The 24,331-nt window shown below is 44.2% G+C and carries 36 protein-coding genes; 6 read left to right on the forward strand and 30 right to left on the reverse strand.

Annotation, left to right across the window (positions count from 1 at the left end; translation table 11 throughout):
• Position 1: 1 nt before the first annotated feature.
• Both ACAM39_RS08320 and ACAM39_RS08325 read left to right on the forward strand, forming a co-directional pair.
• Positions 2-748 carry a pantothenate kinase gene (locus ACAM39_RS08320; RefSeq protein WP_188874884.1) on the forward strand — a complete coding sequence of 249 codons (747 nt, stop codon included), beginning with the start codon at positions 2-4 and terminating at the stop codon, positions 746-748.
• Between the two features lie 45 nt (positions 749-793).
• Entirely contained in the window at positions 794-1,267 is a 474-nt protein-coding gene (locus ACAM39_RS08325) for a hypothetical protein (protein WP_369627335.1), read from the forward strand.
• Positions 1,268-1,337: 70 nt separating this feature from the next.
• On the opposite strand, the gene ACAM39_RS08330 is transcribed toward ACAM39_RS08325, so the two are convergent.
• A complete protein-coding gene (locus ACAM39_RS08330; RefSeq protein ID WP_369627336.1) occupies positions 1,338-2,906 on the reverse strand; it encodes a TerC family protein in 1,569 nt (522 codons plus the stop codon).
• Positions 2,907-3,208: 302 nt separating this feature from the next.
• Between ACAM39_RS08330 and ACAM39_RS08335 the strand changes: the two genes are divergently transcribed.
• Together ACAM39_RS08335 and ACAM39_RS08340 are read left to right on the forward strand one after the other, a co-directional pair.
• Entirely contained in the window at positions 3,209-4,258 is a 1,050-nt protein-coding gene (locus tag ACAM39_RS08335) for an esterase/lipase family protein (protein WP_369627337.1), read from the forward strand.
• A 10-nt stretch (positions 4,259-4,268) separates the two neighbouring features.
• A complete protein-coding gene (locus ACAM39_RS08340) occupies positions 4,269-5,363 on the forward strand; it encodes a lipase secretion chaperone (RefSeq protein ID WP_369627338.1) in 1,095 nt (364 codons plus the stop codon).
• 82 nt (positions 5,364-5,445) lie between these two features.
• On the opposite strand, the gene hisD is transcribed toward ACAM39_RS08340, so the two are convergent.
• From hisD to ACAM39_RS08375, 7 genes are all read right to left on the reverse strand, one after another.
• Positions 5,446-6,741, reverse strand: a complete 1,296-nt coding sequence (gene hisD, locus ACAM39_RS08345; RefSeq protein WP_369627339.1) for a histidinol dehydrogenase — start codon at positions 6,739-6,741, stop codon at positions 5,446-5,448.
• Between the two features lie 256 nt (positions 6,742-6,997).
• Positions 6,998-7,345, reverse strand: coding sequence for a gamma-glutamylcyclotransferase family protein (locus tag ACAM39_RS08350; RefSeq protein ID WP_369627340.1), 348 nt, complete (start codon positions 7,343-7,345; stop codon positions 6,998-7,000).
• 16 nt (positions 7,346-7,361) lie between these two features.
• Complete coding sequence (hisG, locus tag ACAM39_RS08355) at positions 7,362-8,024, reverse strand: ATP phosphoribosyltransferase (protein ID WP_065253353.1); 663 nt, start codon at positions 8,022-8,024, stop codon at positions 7,362-7,364.
• Positions 8,025-8,037: 13 nt separating this feature from the next.
• On the reverse strand, positions 8,038-9,318 hold the full coding sequence (gene murA / locus ACAM39_RS08360; protein ID WP_369627341.1) for a UDP-N-acetylglucosamine 1-carboxyvinyltransferase: 1,281 nt from the start codon (positions 9,316-9,318) through the stop codon (positions 8,038-8,040).
• A gap of 20 nt (positions 9,319-9,338) precedes the next feature.
• The gene (locus ACAM39_RS08365; RefSeq protein ID WP_036594190.1) at positions 9,339-9,596 is read right to left on the reverse strand and encodes a BolA/IbaG family iron-sulfur metabolism protein; all 258 of its coding nucleotides are present in this window, start codon (positions 9,594-9,596) and stop codon (positions 9,339-9,341) included.
• A 92-nt stretch (positions 9,597-9,688) separates the two neighbouring features.
• Entirely contained in the window at positions 9,689-10,093 is a 405-nt protein-coding gene (locus tag ACAM39_RS08370; protein ID WP_369627342.1) for a YraN family protein, read from the reverse strand.
• Between the two features lie 7 nt (positions 10,094-10,100).
• Positions 10,101-10,658 (reverse strand): hypothetical protein, encoded by a 558-nt coding sequence (locus ACAM39_RS08375; RefSeq protein WP_369627343.1) that lies wholly within the window; start codon positions 10,656-10,658, stop codon positions 10,101-10,103.
• A gap of 68 nt (positions 10,659-10,726) precedes the next feature.
• Between ACAM39_RS08375 and rsmI the strand changes: the two genes are divergently transcribed.
• Entirely contained in the window at positions 10,727-11,572 is an 846-nt protein-coding gene (gene rsmI / locus ACAM39_RS08380) for a 16S rRNA (cytidine(1402)-2'-O)-methyltransferase (RefSeq protein WP_369627344.1), read from the forward strand.
• Positions 11,573-11,754: 182 nt separating this feature from the next.
• Here rsmI and coaBC read toward each other — a convergent pair whose 3' ends face one another.
• On the reverse strand, positions 11,755-13,059 hold the full coding sequence (gene coaBC, locus ACAM39_RS08385) for a bifunctional phosphopantothenoylcysteine decarboxylase/phosphopantothenate--cysteine ligase CoaBC (protein ID WP_369627345.1): 1,305 nt from the start codon (positions 13,057-13,059) through the stop codon (positions 11,755-11,757).
• An 87-nt stretch (positions 13,060-13,146) separates the two neighbouring features.
• Between coaBC and radC the strand changes: the two genes are divergently transcribed.
• Positions 13,147-13,824 carry a RadC family protein gene (gene radC, locus ACAM39_RS08390; RefSeq protein WP_065253360.1) on the forward strand — a complete coding sequence of 226 codons (678 nt, stop codon included), beginning with the start codon at positions 13,147-13,149 and terminating at the stop codon, positions 13,822-13,824.
• A 162-nt stretch (positions 13,825-13,986) separates the two neighbouring features.
• Here the strand turns inward: radC and rplQ are convergent, their stop codons facing one another.
• The 21 genes from rplQ to rpsC form a co-directional block, all read right to left on the reverse strand.
• Positions 13,987-14,346 carry a 50S ribosomal protein L17 gene (gene rplQ, locus ACAM39_RS08395; protein WP_036593417.1) on the reverse strand — a complete coding sequence of 120 codons (360 nt, stop codon included), beginning with the start codon at positions 14,344-14,346 and terminating at the stop codon, positions 13,987-13,989.
• Between the two features lie 20 nt (positions 14,347-14,366).
• A complete protein-coding gene (locus tag ACAM39_RS08400; RefSeq protein ID WP_007115569.1) occupies positions 14,367-15,374 on the reverse strand; it encodes a DNA-directed RNA polymerase subunit alpha in 1,008 nt (335 codons plus the stop codon).
• Between the two features lie 29 nt (positions 15,375-15,403).
• Positions 15,404-16,045: a 30S ribosomal protein S4 gene (rpsD, locus tag ACAM39_RS08405; RefSeq protein WP_007115568.1), complete on the reverse strand. Its 642-nt coding sequence runs from the start codon at positions 16,043-16,045 to the stop codon at positions 15,404-15,406.
• Between the two features lie 10 nt (positions 16,046-16,055).
• Entirely contained in the window at positions 16,056-16,445 is a 390-nt protein-coding gene (gene rpsK, locus ACAM39_RS08410) for a 30S ribosomal protein S11 (RefSeq protein WP_007115567.1), read from the reverse strand.
• 20 nt (positions 16,446-16,465) lie between these two features.
• A complete protein-coding gene (gene rpsM / locus ACAM39_RS08415) occupies positions 16,466-16,822 on the reverse strand; it encodes a 30S ribosomal protein S13 (RefSeq protein WP_007115566.1) in 357 nt (118 codons plus the stop codon).
• A 155-nt stretch (positions 16,823-16,977) separates the two neighbouring features.
• Positions 16,978-17,094: a 50S ribosomal protein L36 gene (gene rpmJ, locus ACAM39_RS08420; RefSeq protein ID WP_040403280.1), complete on the reverse strand. Its 117-nt coding sequence runs from the start codon at positions 17,092-17,094 to the stop codon at positions 16,978-16,980.
• A 19-nt stretch (positions 17,095-17,113) separates the two neighbouring features.
• Complete coding sequence (gene secY, locus ACAM39_RS08425) at positions 17,114-18,451, reverse strand: preprotein translocase subunit SecY (RefSeq protein ID WP_065263084.1); 1,338 nt, start codon at positions 18,449-18,451, stop codon at positions 17,114-17,116.
• A 6-nt stretch (positions 18,452-18,457) separates the two neighbouring features.
• Positions 18,458-18,898 (reverse strand): 50S ribosomal protein L15, encoded by a 441-nt coding sequence (gene rplO, locus ACAM39_RS08430; protein WP_007115564.1) that lies wholly within the window; start codon positions 18,896-18,898, stop codon positions 18,458-18,460.
• Positions 18,898-19,077, reverse strand: a complete 180-nt coding sequence (gene rpmD, locus ACAM39_RS08435) for a 50S ribosomal protein L30 (protein ID WP_007115563.1) — start codon at positions 19,075-19,077, stop codon at positions 18,898-18,900. Before rpmD ends, rplO begins: the two co-directional genes overlap by 1 nt.
• Positions 19,078-19,093: 16 nt before the next feature.
• Positions 19,094-19,591, reverse strand: a complete 498-nt coding sequence (gene rpsE, locus ACAM39_RS08440; protein WP_007115562.1) for a 30S ribosomal protein S5 — start codon at positions 19,589-19,591, stop codon at positions 19,094-19,096.
• Positions 19,592-19,593: 2 nt separating this feature from the next.
• The gene (gene rplR / locus ACAM39_RS08445) at positions 19,594-19,944 is read right to left on the reverse strand and encodes a 50S ribosomal protein L18 (protein WP_007115561.1); all 351 of its coding nucleotides are present in this window, start codon (positions 19,942-19,944) and stop codon (positions 19,594-19,596) included.
• 11 nt (positions 19,945-19,955) lie between these two features.
• Complete coding sequence (gene rplF, locus ACAM39_RS08450; RefSeq protein ID WP_036593421.1) at positions 19,956-20,489, reverse strand: 50S ribosomal protein L6; 534 nt, start codon at positions 20,487-20,489, stop codon at positions 19,956-19,958.
• Between the two features lie 73 nt (positions 20,490-20,562).
• Positions 20,563-20,961 (reverse strand): 30S ribosomal protein S8, encoded by a 399-nt coding sequence (gene rpsH / locus ACAM39_RS08455; protein ID WP_188874902.1) that lies wholly within the window; start codon positions 20,959-20,961, stop codon positions 20,563-20,565.
• Positions 20,962-20,972: 11 nt separating this feature from the next.
• On the reverse strand, positions 20,973-21,278 hold the full coding sequence (gene rpsN, locus ACAM39_RS08460) for a 30S ribosomal protein S14 (protein ID WP_036593424.1): 306 nt from the start codon (positions 21,276-21,278) through the stop codon (positions 20,973-20,975).
• A gap of 18 nt (positions 21,279-21,296) precedes the next feature.
• The gene (rplE, locus tag ACAM39_RS08465) at positions 21,297-21,836 is read right to left on the reverse strand and encodes a 50S ribosomal protein L5 (RefSeq protein WP_138018551.1); all 540 of its coding nucleotides are present in this window, start codon (positions 21,834-21,836) and stop codon (positions 21,297-21,299) included.
• A gap of 19 nt (positions 21,837-21,855) precedes the next feature.
• Positions 21,856-22,173 carry a 50S ribosomal protein L24 gene (rplX, locus tag ACAM39_RS08470; protein ID WP_369627346.1) on the reverse strand — a complete coding sequence of 106 codons (318 nt, stop codon included), beginning with the start codon at positions 22,171-22,173 and terminating at the stop codon, positions 21,856-21,858.
• Positions 22,174-22,180: 7 nt separating this feature from the next.
• A complete protein-coding gene (gene rplN, locus ACAM39_RS08475) occupies positions 22,181-22,549 on the reverse strand; it encodes a 50S ribosomal protein L14 (protein ID WP_007115555.1) in 369 nt (122 codons plus the stop codon).
• A 116-nt stretch (positions 22,550-22,665) separates the two neighbouring features.
• Positions 22,666-22,950, reverse strand: a complete 285-nt coding sequence (gene rpsQ, locus ACAM39_RS08480; RefSeq protein WP_095355845.1) for a 30S ribosomal protein S17 — start codon at positions 22,948-22,950, stop codon at positions 22,666-22,668.
• Between the two features lie 2 nt (positions 22,951-22,952).
• The gene (rpmC, locus tag ACAM39_RS08485; protein ID WP_007115553.1) at positions 22,953-23,159 is read right to left on the reverse strand and encodes a 50S ribosomal protein L29; all 207 of its coding nucleotides are present in this window, start codon (positions 23,157-23,159) and stop codon (positions 22,953-22,955) included.
• Positions 23,159-23,572 carry a 50S ribosomal protein L16 gene (gene rplP, locus ACAM39_RS08490; protein ID WP_007115552.1) on the reverse strand — a complete coding sequence of 138 codons (414 nt, stop codon included), beginning with the start codon at positions 23,570-23,572 and terminating at the stop codon, positions 23,159-23,161. Before rplP ends, rpmC begins: the two co-directional genes overlap by 1 nt.
• Before the next feature lie 5 nt (positions 23,573-23,577).
• On the reverse strand, positions 23,578-24,330 hold the full coding sequence (gene rpsC / locus ACAM39_RS08495; protein ID WP_007115551.1) for a 30S ribosomal protein S3: 753 nt from the start codon (positions 24,328-24,330) through the stop codon (positions 23,578-23,580).
• Between the last annotated feature and the right edge of the window lies 1 nt (position 24,331).

Consider the following 24,331-nt stretch of genomic DNA (forward strand, 5'->3'; position numbering starts at 1 on the left):
TATGACAAAACTTTGGCTAGACTTGGGTAATACCCGCTTAAAATATTGGCTTACGGACGATAGCGGTCAAGTGCTAGATCATGCGGCTGAGCAGCATTTGCAAGCCCCTGCCGAATTGCTCAAAGGGTTGACCTTTCGGCTTGAACGACTCAATCCTGACTTTATCGGTGTGTCATCCGTGCTAGGACAAGCCGTCAATAATCATGTTGCAGAGAGCCTAGAGCGATTGCAAAAACCGTTTGAATTTGCCCAAGTCCATGCCAAGCACGCGCTGATGTCGAGCGATTATAACCCCGCCCAACTTGGCGTTGACCGCTGGCTACAAATGCTCGGTATCATCGAGCCTAGCAAAAAACAATGCGTGATTGGCTGCGGCACTGCCGTTACCATCGATTTGGTCGATCAAGGTCATCATTTGGGGGGCTATATTTTCCCCAGTATCTATTTACAGCGCGAGTCGCTATTTTCGGGAACGCGCCAGATTAGTATTATTGATGGCACTTTTGATAGTATAGATTCAGGCACCAATACTCAAGACGCGGTGCATCATGGTATTATGTTATCCATTGTCGGGGCCATCAATGAAACAATTCATCGCTACCCTCAATTTGAAATCACCATGACAGGCGGTGACGCCCATACTTTTGAGCCGCACCTATCAGCCAGCGTGGAAATTCGGCAAGACTTGGTATTGGCGGGACTACAGCGTTTTTTTGCCGCCAAAAATAACACTAAAAACCAAAACTAAAAACCAGAAATAAAATTAACCGTTAAGAAAAAAAGGAAATCACCCATGAAAAAAATCATTCAAACCACAAGTATCGCCTTACTCACTACGAGCCTATTAACCGCCTGTATGACTGCGCCTACGTTGCCCGCCAAGCCAACGCCTTCAACAGTCAACCAGCCCGCCAATGCCACTCGCACGGTCACGCTTGCACTGGGGCAAAACATCTTTGTTAAAGAACACCAACTAAATCTGACTTTTGATAAAGTGCTCAATGATAGCCGCTGTGCCACAGGCGTACAGTGTATTTGGGCAGGCAATGCCACGGTAGCGGTCACGGCTATGACTACCACCTCTCGCCCACAAACCCTTAACCTATCGATTGGGGATTTGCGCGGTGACTTGCGTCAAACGCAGCGTTTTGCCAATATGGATATTACCTTGACTGCGCTATCATCCACGCCTGTGTCCAGTCAATCTGCTACCACGTCAACGAGCAATCTGCCTACTATCACCTTGACGATTAAGCAAATTCCTTGATTGTTATATCCCTAAAAAAGTAATAAAAAAAAGGGGTTAATTACCCCTTTTTTTACACCCAATCAGTGATTTAAACCGTTGCCACCATCGGGGCTTCACGTTCAACTTTTAATTTCAAAATACGCGATGTCGAAGTTTCTAGAATGGTAAACTTATAGGCACCGATATCAATGGTTTGGTTGACTTCTGGGACATCAGTCAACTGCGAAATCAAATATCCGCCAATAGTGAATTGATCGGCATCAAGTAGCAAATCTGGATCGTCAAGCTCCAAACGTAGTTGGTGTAAGCTTGCTGTGCCCTCCACAATCCAATAATCGTCATAGGGGATAATTTCTAAGGTTTCATCTTCATCAGGGAATTCACCTGCAATCGCCTCTAGCACATCAAGCGGTGTCACTAGTCCTGCGACTTGACCGTATTCATCAATCACCATCGCCAAATTACCTTTGGCTTTTTTAAGCATATTAAGCAGCTTTAGATTGTCAATGCTCTCTGACACAAACACAGGCTGCTGCTTGTTAAGTAATGGTTTAATGGCGGTTTCAATATCTGCGACATTGTTATCGAGCAAATCCAAAAAGTCTTTAGCGCGTACTACCCCAAGCACTTTATCAATGGTATCTCGGCACACAGGGAACAAGCTATGCGGTGTATCAAGTAATTGCGCGCGCATTTCTTCGCGGCTACCGTTGATATTGACCCAGGATATATCATTGCGCGGCGTCATGATGGTATGTACATCGCGCTCATTAAGCGCTAGTACGCCACTGATCATGTAACGCTCTTCTTGCGCAAAGGGCATACTATCAAAATCAAAATGTTCTGAATTATTCTCTGGGGTAACCGCTTCTTCGGTTTTACCACCCATTAAACGTAAAATCGCATCCGCGGTACGGTCACGAATTGGAATTTGATTTTCGTATTTGGTTTTATTGCGTTTTGCTACTTGGTTAAACGCTTCAATCAAAATTGAGAACGCAATCGCCGCGTACAAGTAACCTTTTGGCATATGAAAGCCTAGTCCTTCGACAATCAAGCTAAAGCCAATCATCAATAGGAAACTTAAACACAAAATCACCACGGTTGGATGACGACCGACAAACTCCGTGAGCGCTTTAGAGGCAGCCACCATCAATACCATGGCAATGATCACTGCCGCCATCATGATTTCAAGGTGTTTTGCCATGCCTACAGCGGTAATCACCGCGTCAAACGAGAACACCGCATCCAAAATCACAATCTGTGCAACAACCGCCATAAACCCAGCTTGCACTTTACTTTGATTGGTATGCTCAGGTTTGCCTTCTAGCCGCTCATGCAGCTCTGTCGTTGCTTTAAACAGCAAGAACACCCCGCCTACCAATAAAATAATGTCGCGAACCGATAAATCAAAACTTCCTAAGGTGAGCACAGGATCGGTCAGTGTAATGAGCCATGACATCATGGACAAAAGCACCAATCGCATGAGTAATGCTAGACCTAGACCTAGATTACGGGCTTTAGCGCGCTGATGCGGCGGGAGTTTATTGGCTAAGATGGCAATAAAGACAAGATTATCAATACCTAAAACAATCTCAAGAATGACAAGCGTCGCAAGGCTTAGCCACGCGGACGGGTCAGATAGTAGTTCTAACATAGTGGGTCAGTTATTCTCTTGTTATGAGGGTCAAAAAATAAAAACAGCAAAAACGAAAAATCAGCCGCTACCTTAGCAAATCATAGCAAAAAATCAATGATAATTTATGTCTGCTTTTGTAGATAGCACGCCAATTGTGCCAATACATCACTTGAGTTTTAACCTTACCTACATACTGCATCCACTGACTTTGCAGAAAAATATACTGATCAGTCATTTCATTTGATTCACAAATCTTTGATTTAGGTTAAATTAATCCATAGGACAGCGAAACTTCATTATGACTTTACAAGGATAAGTATATGTCACATCATCGCTTTATGCGCCGTGCCGCCAAAGGATTGCTTTTTTCTTCCATCGCATTTTCTGCGTCTTCTTATGCCTCAAGCTATTACAACTGTGCCAATGCCACAGGCTGTGTCGCAGTCACTACCCTGAGCGCCACCTCAGATTATGCAAAAACTAAATACCCTATCGTACTTGCTCACGGGCTTGGTGGCTGGAGCAAAATGTTTGGTTTGGTCGATTATTTTAATGGCATTCCTCAAGATCTCACCAAAAATGGCGCGAGTGTGTATGTGACCAAGACATCAAGTGTCAATGACACCGAAGTGCGCGGTGAGCAGCTACTCCAACAGGTCAAAACTATCATTGCAATCACCGGCAGCCCGAAGGTTAACTTAATGGGTCATAGCCAAGGCGGGATTGATATTCGCTATGTGGCGGGGGTTGCGCCATCGCTAGTCTCGTCTGTGACGGCGATTTCTAGCCCTGAGCAAGGCTCAAAAATGGCGGATTGGACAGTCAAAATGGTGACTGAAGGCAGCGCGGCTGATGGCTTACCCGCTGGCGAATTTAATACCGCCTCTTTAATGGCAATCAAGTTTTTTGAATTGGTGGGCGGTGTGATGGATATCGGATCTGGCGTGCCACTCAATCAACTGCAGCAGCAAGATGGCTGGGCAGCCGTCAATTCACTCACCACCAATTACGCAGCCAAATTTAACCAAAAATTCCCTGCAGCCATGCCGACCAGTTATTGTGGATACCCAAAAGACACGGTAGTCAATAATGTACGTTATTACTCATTTAGTGGCGACCAAACTATGACCATGCTTATCGATCCATCTGATACGGTGTTGGGGTTAACGGGTTTGTCATTCAATGGCGAAGCCAATGATGGTCTTGTCTCACCCTGTTCAAGTCGTCTGGGTGCAGTGATTCGTGATAACTACAAAATGAATCATATGGATTCAGTCAATCAGGTATTTGGCATTGTCAGTTTGCTAGAAACCAATCCATTGACTGTCTATCGCAACCAAGTCAATCGCTTAAAAGGTCAATCGTTGTAAGCTTATGCCTATGGTTCCTTCAAACAACTCTGACACAAACCAACGACCGATAAACTGGCTAATAATCGTATTAGCCAGTGGCATCATTGCATTATTGATAGCCTGCATACTGTGGTTAAAACCTAAGGACGCTGTCAAAATAGCCAATCCTTTGCCGCAGGATGCTGCCAGTACCAGTCCATCTAGTGGATTGCCGTCCCATCAAATCCTAACCAACACATCACCCATCACCGCGAACGCTACCCCCTTACCTACATCACTGCCCAAATCACTACAAGGCACCCAAGTCGATGGCGAAATTATTATTGATGGAAACAAGCAATTGGTCGTGACCGCAGGTTTGCGCCGACTGTTTGATTATTTTTTGTCCGCACAAGGGGAAGAGCCGTTAAGCCAGATTGAACAACGGGTGATTGCCTATATTCGCGAACACACGCCTGAGCCTGCCGCAAGCCAAGCGGTTAACATTTTTCAAAATTATCTAGTCTATTTGACCGCTGTCAGCCAGCTAGATAAGCCTAAAGCACAGCAAAACCCTAACGTCAGCGCATTAGATTTATCTGCCATTAAGAACCAATTACGCGCAGTACAACAGCTGCAAGCCCGCTATTTTGACGCCAAAACCCGTGAAGCCTTTTTTGGGGATGAACAAGTCCTCAATGACTACAACATGACGGTCGTCGAAGCCAACCAAAATGCGCAACTGAGCAATGACCAGCGCCAAGCCATCATGGATAAGGCGCAAACCGCCTATATCGCCAGCGTTAAAGACCCAAATCTACAGACAAAGCTAACCCAGCAGCGCAATATTGACAAGTTATTGGCGCAAACGCAGCAAATGCAGCAGCAAGGGGCAACGCAAAGCCAAATCAATGCCATGCGTAGTCAATATGTCTCGCCTGAAGCGGTCAAACGCCTTGAGCAGCTTGACCAATCTGAAGCACAATTTGCGCAGCGTGTGGCAACTTATCAGACACAGTCTAACCAAATACTGAGCAAATTAGGTAATGTGCCGCAAGCACAGCAACAAATTATGGCGTTACAGCAGACGATGTTTACGCCTGAAGAACAGCTACGCCTAGATGTATTGACAAAGCAGCGTTAACTTCCCAGTTAAATGAGATAAATGAGTTAAATGCCCCGTTAAATTGCCATAATCTGTTGAATTACCACAGGCGCGTTTGAGCCTATTTCACGCGGTAACGCGCTGAACGCGCGTGGGCATCCAAATTTTCTTCCACCGCCAATATATCGGCGGTTTTTGCCAGCATTTGGCTACCTTGCTCGCTACAATAAATAATCGAAGATTTCTTTTGAAAATCATACACGCCGAGCGGTGAACTAAAGCGTGCGGTACCTGACGTTGGCAACACGTGATTAGGGCCAGCACAATAATCGCCAATCGCTTCAGGGGTATAGCGACCCATAAAGATAGCGCCCGCATGGCGGACATCTTTGACCATCGCTTCTGGGTCATCTACCGATAATTCCAAATGCTCAGGGGCAATGCGGTTAATCACCTCAATACCCTCTGCGCGGTCTTTCACCAAAATCAGCGCGCCACGGTTGGCAATCGCCGCTTTAGCGATTTCAGCTTTTGGCAAATCTGCTAAGGCTTTTTCGATTTCCTGCGCAACTTTTTTGAGTAATGGCTCAGATGGGGTGACAAAAATCGCTTGCGCGACGGTGTCATGCTCAGCTTGCGACAATAAATCCATGGCTAACCAGTCGGCTTTATCATTTGCCACACCTTCGGCATATACCAGTACTTCCGAGGGGCCTGCAATCATGTCAATGCCTACTTGCCCAAACACGGCGCGTTTGGCGGCTGCCACGTATTTGTTGCCAGGTCCTGTGATTTTATCGACTTGCGGAATGGTGTTAGTGCCGTAAGCTAACGCTGCCACCGCTTGCGCGCCCCCAATGGTAAAGACTTTATCCACACCCGCCAAATAAGCGGCTGCCAATACCAAGGGATTTAGTTCACCATGAGGGGCAGGCACCACCATGATAATTTGTCCGACCCCTGCTACTTTGGCGGGTAATGCATTCATTAAGACGCTGGAGGGATAACTTGCCAGCCCGCCTGGCACATAGATACCTACTTTATCGAGCGGCGTAACTTGTTGTCCAAGCGTATTGCCTAGCGCATCTTGATACGTCCAGCTTTCTTGCCGTTGGCGCTCGTGAAAAGATGTGACGCGCTGTGCCGCCAGTTCAAGCGCTTGCTTGATTATAGGGTTTAACCCATTAAATGCTTGTTTGAGCTTTTCTTGTGAAATCTCTAGCTCAGCAAAATTTTTGGCAGGATGGCTGTCAAATTGTTGGGTCAGTTTTAACACCACCTCATCCCCACCCTGACGCACTTGCGCGATAATATCATCGACCGTAGCCAGTAGCGCTGGATCATTTACCGTTTCAAAAGCAAGCAGCTCTGTCAATTCCTGCTCAAAACTGGCTTGTTGGCTATTTAACAATCGCATGGTATTCCCCTAAGAATAAAAAATGACTAACCCATAGCATAACAAATTTTTTCATGGATGAAAGCGGCTTTTTAGCCTGCACAGCTTCGTCAACCCATCAAAATCGGCACATCAAAGCCAGCGCATGAAAATTGGCCAAACTGAGCCAATCTGTCACCACTTTCAGTTTTCGCCCATTTAAAAAAAGACGTCTTAATAACGTCTTTTTTATTCTTCAATGTTTTAATTTTCCATGTTTGCATCTTTAATGACAACTTTAATAATGCTGTAGATTGTCGAGTGCATACACAAAGGTTTGGATTTTTGCACCATTGTCAAGCGTGGCGGTTACTTCAATGCGCTGATAGGCTTCACCTTCAAACTCATCTAGCCGCGCCCAATGATTGACCAAATCATCTGACGAAAACACCCATCCCGCTACCATGTCGCCTTGTTCATCGGGGATGACTGCAGGAAATCCGAGCGCTGAGCCCCAACCGCCATTTGGCATCAAATGCCCACGAATAGTCGCAGGTTGCCAACTGCCGTTGTTGATGGGTGTCATGATACTGTGGTTGTCGCGATTGGGCGCTAGCGTGCCATAGACAAAAAGATGCTGCATCATGGTGATTTTTGAACCGTTACTGGGTGTTATCAGCGACGCTTTGCTTAAAGCTTTCGATGATGGGCTCAAGCAGGGCAAATTTGCGTTTATAACTGACCTGATTGACAATCAAACGCGAAGAGACTTGGCAAATCTCTTGTCGCGGCTCTAGACCATTGGCTTTTAAGGTATTACCGGTGTCGACCACATCCACAATCAAATCACCCAAGCCCACCAATGGCGCAAGTTCCATGGAACCATAGAGTTTAATCACATCCACTTGTTCACCGCGACTGGCAAAAAACGCGCGCGTCACATTGACATATTTGGTAGCAATTCGAAGACGACGACTGGGTAATTGCAGCCCCACTTTACCTGCCGTCATCAAACGGCATTTGGCAATTTGTAGGTCAAGCAATTCATATAAATTGCTTGAGCCATGCTCCATCAGTACATCTTTACCCGCTACACCAAAATCTGCCGCCCCATGCTCCACATAGGTTGGCACGTCACTGGCGCGTAAAATCAAAATCCGCACGTCAGCATGCGTGGTCGGGAAAATAAGTTTACGTGATTCTTCTGGGTCTTCAAGTAGTTCGATACCTGCCTTTTTTAGCAGGGGCAAGGTATCTTTTAAGATTCGCCCTTTGGATAACGCTAAGGTAAGACCGTTATAATTGGCATCATTTGCTTGTGTCATTGTCTTATACCTGTTATTCGCCTTTTACCCGCTCAATGGTGACGCCCAAGCCGCGCAGTTTATCTTCCACATACTCATAACCACGGTCAATGTGGTAAATGCGCTCGATACAGGTCTCGCCTTGGGCTGCCACTGCTGCCATTACCAGTGACATAGACGCACGTAAATCGGTTGCAATGACAGGCGCGGCATTGAGCTTGTCGACGCCTTGAACAACGGCGGTATGACCATCGACTTTGATATTGGCGCCCATACGTTGCAGCTCAGGGACATGCATGTAACGATTTTCAAAAATATTCTCAATAATGGTACTGGTGCCTTCTGCAATACAGCAAACTGTCATGAGCTGGGCTTGCATATCGGTTGGAAACGCCGGGTGTGGTAGTGTGCGGATATCAACCGCTTTTGGACGACCTGCCATTTTGACATTAATCCAGTCACTGCCAACAGTAACTTGGGCGCCCATTTCTTCAAATTTTTTAAGCACCGATTGCATCAAGCTTGCTTCGGTTTTTTTGGCAGTCACTTCCCCGCCTGTCATCATGGCAAGCGCAAGATATGAGCCGGTTTCGATACGGTCTGGTACGACTGAGTACTCACAGCCATTTAATTTGTCAACGCCTTCAATGGTCATATAAGCGGTGCCAATGCCTTCAATTTTTGCGCCCATTTTGACAAGCATATTAGCCAGATCAACCACTTCTGGTTCACGCGCACAGTTTTCTAAGTGCGTGGTTCCTTCCGCCAATGCCGCTGCCATAATGGTATTTTCAGTGCCGCCAACTGTGACCATATCAAAGGTGAAATGACAGCCTTTTAGCCGACTGCGTTTACCATCTTTGTCCAAAGGTGCTTTGGCTTTGACATAGCCATTTTCAACAGTGATGGTCGCCCCCATCGCTTCCAAGGCTTTTAGATGTTGGTCAACAGGGCGTGAGCCAATTGCGCAGCCACCAGGTAGCGACACTTCGGCCTGCCCAAAGCGCGCAAGCAGCGGCCCCAATACCAAAATCGATGCGCGCATGGTTTTGACCAGCTCATAGGGGGCATAGTAGCTATTGATGGTAGTGGTATCGCAAGTCACCGTATCGCCGTTCTTTTCAATGGTGATACCCGTTCCCGCAATCAATTTGACCAAGGTATTGACGTCTTTGAGTATCGGTACATTGTGCAGGGTGACTGGGGTTTCTGCCAAAATCATTGCCGCAAGCAAGGGTAATGCCGCATTTTTTGCACCAGAGATGACCACTTCACCTTTAACTTGAGTGCCACCCGTGATTAAAAATTTATCCATGTGTTTCTCCTAAAAATGGCTTATTGCGCAGCTTGTTTGGCTTGCATCTCATGCCACTGGGCATAGGTCAACGCTTGGATATTGAGTGCATGGATTTCACCTGACGCAAATTTATCAGACACCAACCCCAACACGGCTTGTTGACGCGCGACAGCACGTTTACCCTCAAAGCTGTCATCCACCACACGCACATCAAATTTGTTGCCTTGATTGGCGGCTTCGATTTTGCCACTCGGAAAATGGGGTTGTAGTAAAGTAATTAAATCTTGTGCGTTCATGGGAAATACCTAATAAAAGAGGGGTAAAATTATACTATTTTGCTGCGTAGCATAGCATAATTTTTGCTAAGTTTATACGTTATACAAAATGCTTAATTTACGCTAAAAGCGTCCTTAATCCATGTAGGCATGGGCATAACAGCCTGCCCTGCAACTTGAACGCCTTCATAACTTACCACATCAAAGCGAATATCAAAGTTATCAAATTGTGGATGCGCTTGTAAAAAAGCTGCGGTGGTTTTAATGATTTTGCGTTGTTTGGCGGGGGTGATACTGTCTAAACTTGTGCCAAATTGGCTGGCTTTTCGTTGACGCACTTCGACAATGACTAAGCAAGGAGGTTTTTGTGTCGGCTCAAGCATCACCAAATCAAGCTCGCCCAAGTTTTTGTAGTGCCAGTTTTTGGCAAAAAACGTTAAACCTTGCGCTTCAAGGTAGTATTTGGCGAGGGTTTCATAATAGTCGCCTTGGCGCTGTTTTGGGGCGGTGAGTTTCATTGTTGGGTTATTTTACTGTTGCAAAGGCTTTTTCTAAAGCGGCACAAGTTGGGTATTTTTGCTGTAATTTTGCCAAATAATAGGCTTGGTTGTTGTCGATAAAGCCATCCAAAACCCCTGCATAATTTTTACCAATCCCACATCGTTGCTGTTGTCGATTCCAACTGACCGGTATTACCAACGGGTTTTTTAAAATGAGGTTGTTATTTTGACAAGTCAGCTTTGCCACACTATCAATGCGGTAATTATGCGGTTTACCCCCATCATAATTACTGGCTAATGCCACAACGATATCGTTGGGTTTTAGTGAGCTAATGGCAAAAACACCTTCAAAACGCTGCGCCGATGGCAAAATAAGCCGTTGATACCACGTGCGAAATACCCAGTGATAATCAGTGAATTTTAAGCCAAAACCTTGCTTTGCTTGGCTTTCACGTTGCAATTCACCACCTTTTTCGATATTGGCAATTCTTCCGACCAACACATCAGCGGTGGATGAAGGTAAACAAGCCTCTGCGGTTGAAATTAAACTTACACCTAAAATAGCAAAGCAAATTGTTTTCATGACAAATCCTTTTTTCCGCAGAAAACACCTTATAATACCACCAATATTTAGCAAAATTTGAGAAAATCATGCAGCAAAATGGCACACTCTATATCGTCGCCACCCCGATTGGTAATTTATCCGATATCACCGCCCACGCCATCGACTGCCTAAAAAGTGTGGCTATCATCGCTTGTGAGGACACCCGTACCTCGGGCAAACTGCTCAATCACTTTAACATCCCCACCAAAACTTGGGCTTATCACGACCACAATGCCGAAGTACAGACCCCTAAACTGATTGAAATATTACAGTCGGGGCAAAGTATCGCGCTTATCAGTGATGCCGGCACCCCACTCATTAGCGACCCTGGTTTTCGACTGGTACGCGCCTGTCACCAAGCCGGTATCAAAGTCTCGCCGGTTGTCGGTGCCAGTGCTGCCATAGCCGCCTTATCGGTCGCAGGATTGCCCTCAGATAAGTTTTATTTTTATGGCTTTTTGCCTGCCAAAACCGCAGGACGAAAAAGCGAATTGACTAAAGTCAAGGACTTAACCGCCACGCTGATTTTTTATGAAGCGCCCCATCGTATTGTTGAGTGTATCGATGACATGATTACAGTGCTTGGCGACAATCGACAAGTGACGTTTTGCCGTGAAATAACCAAAACGTTTGAAACCATTTATCCATCAACGCTCGGTGAATTAAAGCAGTTTGTTGCAAGCGATGCCAATCAGCAAAAAGGGGAAATGGTACTGGTGGTCGCTGGGGCAAGTGACTTACAGAATAATGAGAATCAACACGATGCGTTACTAAAACGACTGTTGCAAGATTTGAGTGTGAAAAAAGCCGCACAGCTTGCGAGCGATATCACAGGCGCAAAGAAAAATGCCTTATATGACAGAGCTTTACAATTACAAAAGATAGTGGACTAAACGCTGATACCTTTCATCAGCGTTAGCCCTTCAAGCGATGAGAGATACTAGCCATCGCTAAAATCGCAACTATCACTAATCATTAGCACCAAACTAATTAGCGGCTGAAAGCTAAAACAACCTAAGACACACTTTAGTTAATGCAAAAAAGCTGCGTAATGATGCCCAGCTTTTTTGGGTGGTTAATGCAAATGTTCCCCAATTAAGGCAACCAACTGTTCCGCAATTTTATCTTTACTGGCTTTTTCTAGTGTCATCCCTTCTGATTTATCTTTAAGAAACACCGTCATGGCATTGTCATCACTGCCAAAACCAATATCGGTGCGGGACACATCATTACAAGCAATCATATCTAAGTTTTTGGCGTCAAGCTTGCCACGAGCATATTTTTCGATATCTTGGGTCTCTGCCGCAAATCCTACCACAAAAACCTCAGGGAATTCTTCGGCAATGGTCGCCAAAATATCAGGGTTTTTCACCAAATCCAGCGACATCTGATCTTGCGTTTTTTTAATCTTTTGCGGCACGACATCACGCGTGCGATAATCAGCGACCGCAGCTGTGGCAATAAAAATATCGGTCGCTGTGCTGCTAGGTTCGACTTCGATATCATTGCCGAATTCATCATGGTCATGATGGTGGTGGTCATGGTCGTGATGGTGGTGGTCATGGCAATCACATATATCGCCACTGGCGCATTGACGAGCGGTCATTAGCATTTCTTCAGCCGACAACACATCAATACGATTGACCAGTAGTGGCGTTGGCAGCGCTACTTTACCGCCAACGATCAAGGTTACCCTCGCGCCTGCATTACGGCACGCTTTTGCCAGCGCAAAACCCATTTTGCCCGTGGAATGATTGGATAAATAGCGCACAGGGTCTATGGCTTCAATCGTTGGACCTGCGGTGATTGTCACATTTTTACCCGCCAATAGTTGCGGGGTGATTTGTCTTGCAATGAAATATTGCACGTATTCAAGCAACTGCTCTGGCTCTGGCAATCTTCCCTCACCGATATCGCCACAGGCTTGCTCACCGCTGGCTGGCTGGATGATCTCATAATCATAATCGGTTAACGTCTGCAAATTAAGTTTGACCGATGGATGTTGCCACATTTGCTGATTCATAGCAGGTGCCACCAAAATCGGAGCAGCGGTAGCAAGGCAAACGGTAGTGAGTAAATCATCCGCTATTCCCATGGCCAATTTAGCAATCGTATTCGCGGTAGCAGGGGCGATAATCAGTAAATCTGCCCATTTTGCCAGTTCAATATGCCCCATTCCCAGCTCAGCGCTCTCATCCAACAAGTCGATATGCACTGGGTTGCCCGTTAAGGCCTGCAGCGTTAACGGTGTGATAAAGGCTTGTGCGCTTGCCGTCATAATAACACGGACGTCATAGCCATTTTTAATCAATAGTCGGGCAAACGAGGCGGATTTGTAGGCAGCAATGCCGCCTGTAATACCAAGAAGGATATTTTTCATAAGATAAAAGCACTAAAAAATTTCGCCTATAGTAACAATTTTCCGCCATTTTAGGTATGATTAATCATCATTTATTAGGAAATGCCCATGGCAATCAAAGACTGGCACCAAGACGAGCGCCCCCGAGAGAAGCTACTGCAAAAAGGTGCTGAGAGTTTATCAGATAGTGAGATTTTAGCAATATTCTTACGCACAGGCACCAAAGACCAATCCGCCATCGAACTGGCTCGTGGCTTGATTGAAAAATTTGGCAGTCTGGCTCAGTTACTATCTGCGCCCAGTGAAGCAGTCATGGCGTGTCATGGTATCGGCATGGCAAAATACGCGCAGATTTTGGCAAGCCTTGAGATGGGCAAACGCTACCTTGCCAGCCAAGTCAAACAAGCCCCTACCCTTAACGCCAGTCAGTTGGTCAAAGACTATTTGACTACGCAGCTGCGACCGCTCAATCGCGAGGTGTTTGCGGTGTTGTTTTTGACCAATCAGCTCACCTTAATCCAGTATGAGGTGTTGTTCACAGGTGGTATTTCATCGTGCTCGGTGTGTGTGCGAGAAGTGTTGCGCTGCGCGTTAAAATACGGGGCAAGTCAGCTTATCATCGCCCATAATCACCCAAGCACCTCTGCCACAGCGTCACAAGCAGATCTAGAAATTACCCGCAGTTTGGCAAAAGCGTGTCAGCTTGTCGATATGACTTTGATTGACCATATTATCGTGGGTCAAGATGGCACGCTTTCTTTACAAGAAACAGGCAAGATGCCTTAGCGTTTGACGCGGTTTTTAACCATTATTACCACCCAAATCATCATCAATACTAGCACATCAACACTCAATTGCATCATATTTCCAAAGGTAAATTGAGGATTTATCACTATAAACAAAAAACCCCATAAGCGCGCACCTATGGGGTTTTTTTAATCAGTATGATTAGTCACGGTCTACTAATTCAACGTATGCCATCGGTGCAGCATCGCCATCGCGATAACCACATTTGATGATACGTAAATAACCACCTGGACGCGCTTTATAGCGTGGGCCTAGTGTCGTGAATAATTTACCTACAGTCGCTTTATTACGTAAGCGGTTAAACGCTAGACGACGGTTAGCAACTGAATCTTCTTTTGCCAAAGTAATTAACGGCTCTGCCACACGGCGAAGCTCTTTAGCTTTAGGAAGAGTAGTTTTGATGAGTTCATGTTCAAATAGTGAGTTGGTCATATTTTGGAACATGGCCTTACGATGGCTGCTGGTACGACCCAACTTAACTCCACTGTTACGATGTCGCATGGTCAAACTTCCTTTAAATTTTAACGGCTACGGTAAGAGAAGCGGTCATCAACACGTAAATCAGCAGGTGGCCAATTTTCAAGGCGCATACCAAGCTCTAAGTCTTTAGAAGCAAGGACGTCTTTGATTTCAGTTAATGATTTCTTACCGAGATTTGGGGTTTTTAACAACTCAGTTTCGGTGCGTTGTACCAAATCGCCAATGTAATAGATATTTTCCGCCTTCAAGCAATTTGCTGAGCGAACCGTTAATTCTAAGTCATCCACTGGGCGCAGTAGCACAGGGTCAACTTCTTCTTTTTCCTTAACAGGTTCTGGAGTAGCTTCCGCTTCAAGGTCAACAAATACGGCAATTTGCTGCTGCAAAATCGTTGCTGCTTTGCGAATCGCTTCTTCTGGATCGATGGTACCATTGGTTTCAAGTTCGATAACCAAACGGTCTAAGTCAGTACGTTGTTCAACACGGGCATTTTCAACTTGGTATGCCACGCGTAAGATTGGGCTATAGCTAGCATCCAATTTTAAACGACCAATAACTTTGTTATCACCAGAATCTTTACGTACATTGGCAGGCTCATAACCACGACCTACTGCTACACGTAAACGCATTTTTAAATGACCACGATCACTTAATGTACCTAAAACTAAATCAGGATTGATAATCTCTACATTGTGAGGTAACTCAATATCTGATGCTAGTACAGTGCCAGGACCTTGTTTGTCAAGGGTCAAGAATACTTCATTTTGATCATGCAATTGGATCGCTAAACCTTTTAAATTTAATAATAGATCTAGCACATCTTCTTGCAACCCTTCAAGGGTTGAATACTCATGATCAACGCCTTCGATTTCAGCTTCGATTACAGCTGCACCAGGCAATGAAGATAATAGAATACGACGTAGGGCATTACCTAATGTATGCCCAAAACCTCGTTCTAACGGTTCGAGCGTGACTTTGGCGTGTGTTTCATTGACCGTGTCCACATGAATGGCATTCGGTGTAAGAAACTCAGTAGCATTTAGCATCATTTGTCACCTCGACTTTATAGTAAAATTAATTATTTAGAGTACAACTCAACGATTAAGCTTTCGTTGATTTCGGTTGGTAAATCAGCACGCTCTGGCGCTTGTTTAAAAGTACCTTGCAATTTGCTGTGATCAACTTCCAACCATACGGGTGTACCACGTTGACCCGCCAATTCAATTGCGTTTTTAATACGTAATTGTTCTTTGGCTTTTTCGTGTACGGCAATCACATCACCATCTTGCAATTGGATTGAAGGAATGTTCACACGAACAAACTCATCACGACCCGCTTTTTTTACTAGAATAGCACGGTGGCTAACTAATTGGCGAGCTTCTGCGCGAGTTGCACCAAAACCCATACGATAAACAACGTTATCGAGGCGACGTTCTAACATTTGAAGCAAGTTTTCGCCAGTTGCGCCTTTCATACGCGCAGCTTCTTTATAGTAGTTTGAGAATTGACGCTCTAACACACCATAAATGCGTTTTACTTTTTGTTTTTCACGAAGCTGTGCAGAATACTCTGACGTTTTGCTACGTGGATTACCATGTTGACCAGGGGCACGGTCAGCTTTTTTGGTTTTTTCTTCGTACGCTTTTACGCCTGATTTTAATTGTAAATCAGTACCTTCACGACGAGAAAGTTTTAATTTTGGACCTAGATAACGGGCCATGAAAGTCTCCTTATACGCGACGTTTTTTCGGTGGACGAGTTCCGTTATGAGGAATCGGGGTTATATCGCTAATGCTGTTTATTTTATAACCCAATGCACCTAAGGCTCTTACCGCAGACTCACGACCAGGTCCTGGACCTTTAACCAAGACATCAACATTCTTAACACCATATTCTTGTGCTGCTTTACCAGCAACTTCAGCCGCAACCTGTGCAGCAAATGGTGTAGATTTACGTGAACCACGGAAGCCTTGTCCACCAGCGGTGGCCCAAGCCAAAGCATTACCTTGACGATCGGTAATCGTTACAATGGTGTTATTAAAAGACGCATGGATGTGCGCTACGCCCTCAGCTACCGAGCGGCGAGTCACTTTTTTGCGACTACGAGTGTCTTTTGCCATCTTTTAGCTTCCTAAGTTAATTATTTTCTGATTGCTTTACGTGGACCCTTACGAGTACGCGCATTTGTTTTTGTGCGTTGACCATTTACTGGTAAACCGCGACGATGACGCAAGCCACGATAGCAACCTAAGTCTACTAAACGTTTAATATTCATCGAGATTTCACGACGCAAGTCACCTTCAGTCGCATATTCTGCAACTTGGGTACGGACAGCATCAAGCTGAGTATCATTTAATTCACTGATTTTAGTAGTTGGCGCAATGTTTACCGCTTCTAAAATTTTAGCAGCAGTGGTACGACCAATACCAAAAATATAAGTGAGTGAAATGATAGCGTGCTTGTTGTCCGGAATGTTTACACCGGCAATACGAGCCATTGACATTTCTCCAATTTTAAGGAAAAGATGAATTAATCATCTACTGATGTAGCATTTTGAGACATTTGGTTATCTACAAATGTCTCAAAATAACGACAAGTAGCGGATAATACAGTATCCGCTACCTGATTTCAAGACCAATCTAACAATTTAGATTAACCTTGACGTTGTTTATGACGCGGTTCTGCACTACAAATAACGCGAACAACGCCTTTGCGGCGTACAATTTTGCAGCTACCGCAGATTCTTTTTACAGATGCTTGAACTTTCATTTTCAGCTCCTAGTAGTAGTTATGAATGCTTGACTTCCATGGTTTGTATCAGCGAATAATCATGGTATTGGTGCGTCATTAAGTGCGCTTTAACTTGGGCAATAAAGTCCATAATCACGACCACACTAATCAGTACTGAGGTACCGCCTAAATGAAACGGAATACCAAACGCAGATTGCAATATCATCGGCATCAAACAAATAATTGTCATATAAATCGCACCAATAAAGGTTAAGCGATTTAATACATGATCTAAATAACGTTGAGTTTGTAAACCTGGACGAATACCTGGAATATACGCCCCACTTCGTTTCAAATTCTCTGATACTTCTTTTGGACTAAATACCAACGCGGTATAAAAATAACAAAAGAAAATAATCAAGGCTGCAAAAATTACCAAATACAGTGGCTGACCCGGTGATAATACTAATGCCATATTTTGCAAGAAGCTTTGAAAAATATTAGGATTGGGAGATTGACCTACCCACTGTCCCAAACTCGCTGGGAATAACAACAATGAACTGGCAAAAATCGCTGGAATAACCCCTGCCATATTAATTTTTAATGGCAAATGCGATTGCTGCTGTGCATATATTTTTCGTTCTTGCGATTGCTTTTGGGCATAGTTAACTGGGATACGGCGCTGGGCACGCTCAATAAAAACAATCCCTGCTACCACCGCTAACGCCAACAAACTAAATATCAACAAGGCAATCATGTTCATTTGACCTTGTTGCACAGAGTTAATTGACTGCGTGACCACTTGTGGAAAAGTCGCTATGATACCCGCTAAAATTAGCATTGAAATACCATTACCAATACCACGTTCAGTAATCTGTTCACCTAACCACATCAAAAACATTGACCCTGCAACTAACGAAGTTACCGCAGGAATATAAAAACCAAGACCACTGGTCAATGTGAGATTCTGACTAATCAGACCTGTACACATACCAATTGATTGAACCAAAGCTAAGGCAAGGGTTAATTGGCGGGTATACTTGTTGATTTGGCGCTGACCGGCTTGACCTTCTTTTTTTAATGCATCCAGCGATGGTATAACCGCCGTCATCATCTGGACAATGATTGAAGCAGAAATATAAGGCATAATCCCCAGTGCCATGACTGACATCCGCTCTAATGCCCCACCAGAAAACATATTAAACAAACCTAAAATAGTATTTTCATTGGTTTGAAAAAATTTCGATAAGCTTTCTGGATCCATACCAGGAATAGGTACATGTGAACCGAAACGATAGACGACTAAAGCACCCAACAAAAATAGTAAACGATTAAATAATTCATCGTACTTACGAATAAATGCTAGAGGATTCATCGATGTTGAATGCTTAGTCATGTAGGATTACTCCTCAACAGTACCACCAGCTGCTTCAATAGCCGCTTTAGCACCTTTAGTCACTTTAACACCTTTAAAAGTATATGCTTTGGTTACGTCACCTGAAAGGATGATACGAACACGTTGCATATCGTGGCGAATGATATTCGCTGCTTTTAAAGACTCAACGCTTACCACGTCACCATCAACTTGATTCAATTCTGATAAACGTACTTCTGCCGTTACCATTGCAAGTTTACTGGTGAAACCAAATTTTGGCAAACGACGGTATAGAGGCATTTGACCGCCTTCAAAACCTGAGCGAATACCAGAACCTGTACGTGAAGTTTGACCTTTGACACCACGACCACCGGTTTTACCGATACCAGAACCGATACCACGACCACGGCGAAGTTTATTTTTTCTTGAACCTTCAGCTGGGCTCAATTCATTTAAACGTAGACCCATTATACTTCCTCCACTTTAACTAAGTAGTTAACGCGGTTTACCATACCACGGGTCGAAGGGGTATCTTCAACTTCGACAGTATGTCCAATACGACGTAACCCTAAACCTTTCAAACAAGCTTTATGGCTTGCTAGGCGATGGGCACTCGATTTTACTTGAGTAACTTTCATTTTTTTCATGTTAGCTCACCTTAGCTTAGCCCAAGATTTCTTCAACTGATTTGCCGCGTTTTGCCGCAACTTTTTCAGGAGAAGACATTTCTTTTAACCCGTTGAAAGTTGCACGTACAACGTTAGCAGCATTGGTTGAACCATAGCATTTTGCTAATACGTTTTCTACGCCTGCAACTTCTAATACTGCACGCATTGCACCACCCGCGATAACACCAGTACCTTCAGAGGCTGGTTGCATATACACGCGGCTTGCACCGTGGCTAGCAGTAATAGGATGTTGAAGGGTTGTACCCGCTAAATCAACGGTAATCATATTACGTTTGGCAGCTTCTAAAGCTTTTTGAATCGCTGCAGGCACTTCACGCGCTTTACCACGACCAAAACCAACACGACCGTTGCCATCACCTACCACTGTGAGTGCGGTGAAAGAAAAGATACGACCACCTTTTACAACTTTAGATACACGGCCAACTGTGACTAAGCGCTCTACTAAACCGTCTGTTTGTTCAACTTTTGCCATGATTAGAACTCCAATCCATTTTCACGAGCGGCTTCAGCTAATGCTTTAACACGACCATGATATTTAAAACCGCTACGATCAAACGCAACTTTAGTAATACCAGCAGCTTTAGCGCGTTCTGCAATTAATTTACCAACGGCAGTTGCAGCTTCGATGTTGCTAGTTTGACCAGCACGTAAAGTAGTATCTAACGTTGAAGCTTGGGCTAACACTTCACCACCTGTTGGTGAGATAACTTGTGCATAGATGTGGGTGTTAGTGCGATTAACAGATAGACGATTTACGCCTAAACCACGGATATGTGCACGGGTTTTTTTCGCTCTGCGAAGGCGAGCAGCTTTTTTATCAAACATGTCATTTCACCTTATTTTTTCTTAGCTTCTTTACGAGCGACATACTCATCGCTATAACGAACGCCTTTGCCTTTGTAAGGCTCAGGTGGGCGATAGCCACGAATGTTTGCTGCTGCTTGACCTAGCTTTTGTTTGTCGCTAGATTTTAACACGATTTCAGTCGCCGTTGGAGTTTCAGCAGTAACACCTTCAGGTAGTACATATTCGATTGGGTGTGAGTAACCTAAGTTTAGGTTAACTTTATTGCCAGCAACAGCGGCTTTATAACCAACACCAATCAATTGTAGACGACGTTCGAAGCCTTCAGTAACACCTTTAACCATGTTGCTTAATAATGCACGAACTGTACCAGTGTGCATCCAACCATCTTTGGTGTCAGATTTTGGTGAAAGAATAAGTTGATTATCTTCCTGTTTTAGCTCGACCAAATCATGCAGGCGTAAAGTTAGCGTACCTTTGCTACCTTTAACTTCAACCTGCTGACCGTTCAAAGTAACACTTGTACCATTTGGTAGTGCTACAGGGGCTTTAGCCACACGAGACATACGGGTAATTCCTATAAAAGTGATAAAAAAACGAACAGGCACAACAAACTATGCCTGTCCCTCTTAATGTTAATTAAGCTACGAACGCAATAACTTCGCCGCCTAATCCAGCTGCACGAGCTTCACGATCGCTCATGATGCCTTTACTGGTAGAGATGATTGCTACACCTAGGCCTTTCTGGACGCTTGGTAATGCATCTTTACCACGGTATTGACGTAAACCTGGACGACTATAACGTTTAATCGTCTCAATAACTGGTTTACCTTCAAAATATTTCAACTCAATGGTTAATTCAGTTTTACCTGTACCAACTTCTTGAGTTTCTGCAGTCGCAACGTAACCTTCTTTCACTAGCAAATCAGCAATTGATTTACGTAGTTTTGAGCTTGGCATAGTCACAGACGCTTTTTGAGCCATTTGTGCATTACGGATACGAGTCAACATATCAGCAACGGTATCTTGCATACTCATATTGTTTCCCCTTACCAGCTTGCTTTATGAACGCCAGGTACATCACCTTGCATTACTTTTTCACGAATCATGTTACGTGAAAGACCAAATTTACGGAAATAACCGTGTGGACGACCTGTCAATGCACAACGATTACGTAAACGTACTGGTGAAGCATCACGTGGCAGTGCTTGTAATGTAAGCATTGCGTCCATACGCTCTTCATCAGTTGCGTTAATGTCGCTGATAATTGCCTTAAGCTTTGCACGCTTCTCAGCATATTTAGCAACAGTCGCTTCGCGTTTAAATTCGCGATTAATCATACTTTTCTTTGCCATATTGCCTTATCCTTGCTGTTAGCCCTTGAATGGGAAGCCGAATGCTTTAAGCAATGCACGACCTTGATCATCAGTTTTTGCGGTAGTCGTAATGGTAATGTCTAAACCACGAATACGGTCGATTTTGTCAAAGTCAACTTCAGGGAAAACGATTTGCTCTTTGATACCTAATGAATAGTTACCACGGCCATCAAATGCTTTATCTGTAAAACCGCGGAAGTCACGGATACGTGGAATAGCGATTGAGATTAAACGATCTAAAAATTCGTACATTTGGTCGCCACGTAACGTTACTTTACAGCCGATTGGCCATTCTTCACGGATTTTAAAGCCTGCAACTGATTTGCGAGCTTTGGTTACTACAGGTTTTTGACCGGCAATTGCCGTCATATCCGCTAATGCGCCTTCAAGAACTTTTTTGTCTTGAGCGGCATCACCCACACCCATGTTTAGGGTGATTTTGGTGATTTTAGGGATTTCCATAACGTTCGCTAAACCAAGCTCTTGCTGAATTTTTTGCTTAAGCTGTTCGTTATATTGTGTTTTAAGTCTTGCCATTACTGATACCCTTAGATGGTTATGCAGTCGCCACAACTTCACCAGATGAACGATAAACGCGTTGTTTTTTGCCTTCGTCATTCAATTGGTAAGAAATACGATCTGCCTTTTGGGTTGCTGCATTATAAATTGCAACATTTGAAATGTGTAAAAATGCTTCTTTCTCGATAATACCACCTTCAACGCCAGTCTGTTGGTTTGGCTTTTGGTGTTTTTTAACGATGTTGATGCCTTCAACTTTTACACGGTCTTCTTTTACTGCTATTACTGTACCTTGCTTGCCTTTGTCTTTGCCAGCAATTACAATCACTTGGTCGCCTTTACGTAATTTTGCCATGTTTTCCTCACAATACTTCTGGGGCTAATGAAACAATTTTCATAAATTGTTCGCCACGTAGTTCGCGGGTTACTGGTCCAAAAATACGTGTTGCAATTGGTGCTTTATTGTTGTTCAACAACACAGCTGCATTATCATCAAAACGTAGTACTGAACCGTCAGGACGACGTACACCAAACTTCGTGCGTACGACTACCGCGTTCATTACATCACCTTTCTTGACACGACCGCGTGGAATTGCTTCTTTCACAGTCACTTTAATGATGTCGCCTACTGATGCATAACGACGATGTGAGCCACCTAGCACTTTAATGCACATAACTCGTTTTGCACCACTGTTGTCTGCAACTTCCAGCATTGTTTCAGTCTGAATCATCGCGTTACTCCATAAATTGGCAAAACAAGTCTTTGCCACAATAAGCCATTTTTAAGGTGGCGTATTGTAGCAGTTACTGACTTGCTTTGCAATTATAACTATCTATTTAAGTTAAATTAAATATTAACTGCTTTTTCTACGACGTCTACTAACACCCAAGATTTGGTTTTTGATAGTGGACGTGTTGATTTGATACGAACTGTATCACCAACGCCACACTCATTGTTTTCGTCATGAGCATGTAGTTTGGTCGAACGACGAATCATTTTGCCATATTTGGCATGACGAATACGACGCTCAACAAGTACAGTAATGGTTTTATCCATTTTGTCACTGACAACTTTACCAGTGACTGTACTTTGTTCAGAAGCGTTAACTTGGTTGGTATTTTGCTCACTCATGATTAAGCCCCTTGGTTTTCGGTGTTCTGTTTTTCAGAGATAAGAGTCTTGATTTGAGCAATCGTACGACGATTTGCTTTAATCTCATGGGTGTTGCCTAACTGACCAGTGGCTTTTGCCATACGAAGACGAAATGTTTCTAATTGCTTTTCGTCTAGTAATTGGGTCAGCTCTTCGACTGATTTGTCTTTAAGTTCACTGATCTTCATTACATTATCGTCCGTTTAACAATGGTGGTTTTGAAAGGCAACTTGGCAGCTGCAAGCGTGAACGCTTCAGTTGCTAGCTCGTCAGAAACCCCTTCGATTTCATAAAGCATTTTGCCTGGTTTGATTTCGCATACCCAGTATTCTACTGGACCTTTACCTTTACCCATACGAACTTCTAGTGGTTTTTCGGTAATTGGTTTGTCTGGGAACACACGAATCCAAATTTTACCACCGCGCTTGATACGACGTGAAATCGTACGACGAGCAGCTTCGATTTGACGGGCAGTCATACGACCACGTTCTACTGATTTAAGTCCGATTGTACCAAAAGATACGCTACTACCACGGTGAGCTAACCCCGTATTACGTCCTTTTTGTACTTTACGAAACTTGGTACGTTTTGGTTGTAACATATCGATTAACCTCTGTCTTTAGCTGGGCGCTCACTACGTGGGCGGTCGCTACGATCATTACGAGCACGACGTTTTTGAGGTGCACGTGCTTGCTTTTCTTCTTTGACTGGATTATATACACGGTTCATGCCATCAAGCACTTCACCACGGAAAATCCAAACTTTTACACCGATAGTACCGTAAGTGGTTTCTGCGCGTACATTTGAGTAGTCAATGTCAGCACGTAATGTATGCAAAGGTACACGGCCTTCACGATACCACTCTGAGCGAGCAATCTCAGCGCCGCCAAGACGACCTGATAGCTCAACTTTAATACCTTGTGCGCCCGCTTTCATACTGTTTTGAACAGCACGTTTCATAGCACGGCGGAACATGACACGACGTTCAAGTTGTGAAGCAATACCATCAGCCACTAGACGTGCGTCTAAGTCTGGTTGGGTGATTTCTTCAATGCTAACTTGTGCCGGTACGCCCATTAATTTGGTAAGTTCTTTTTGTAGGCTTTCGATATCTTCGCCTTTTTTACCAATGATGATACCAGGACGTGCAGTGGCAATAGTGATTTTAGCTGCGCCTGTAGGACGTTCGATGCTAATACCGCTAATCATCGCTGCTTTAAGCTTTTTCTCTAAATATTTACGAACTTGTAAGTCGTTGATTAAGTATTCAGAGTATTTTTTTGGATCTGCATACCAGTTAGCGTTTGATTTACGGATTACGCCAAGACGGATGCCGATTGGATGAACTTTCTGTCCCATA

The sequence above is a fragment of the Moraxella sp. K02 genome, from assembly GCF_041154755.1.
Classification (GTDB): Bacteria; Pseudomonadota; Gammaproteobacteria; order Pseudomonadales; family Moraxellaceae; genus Faucicola.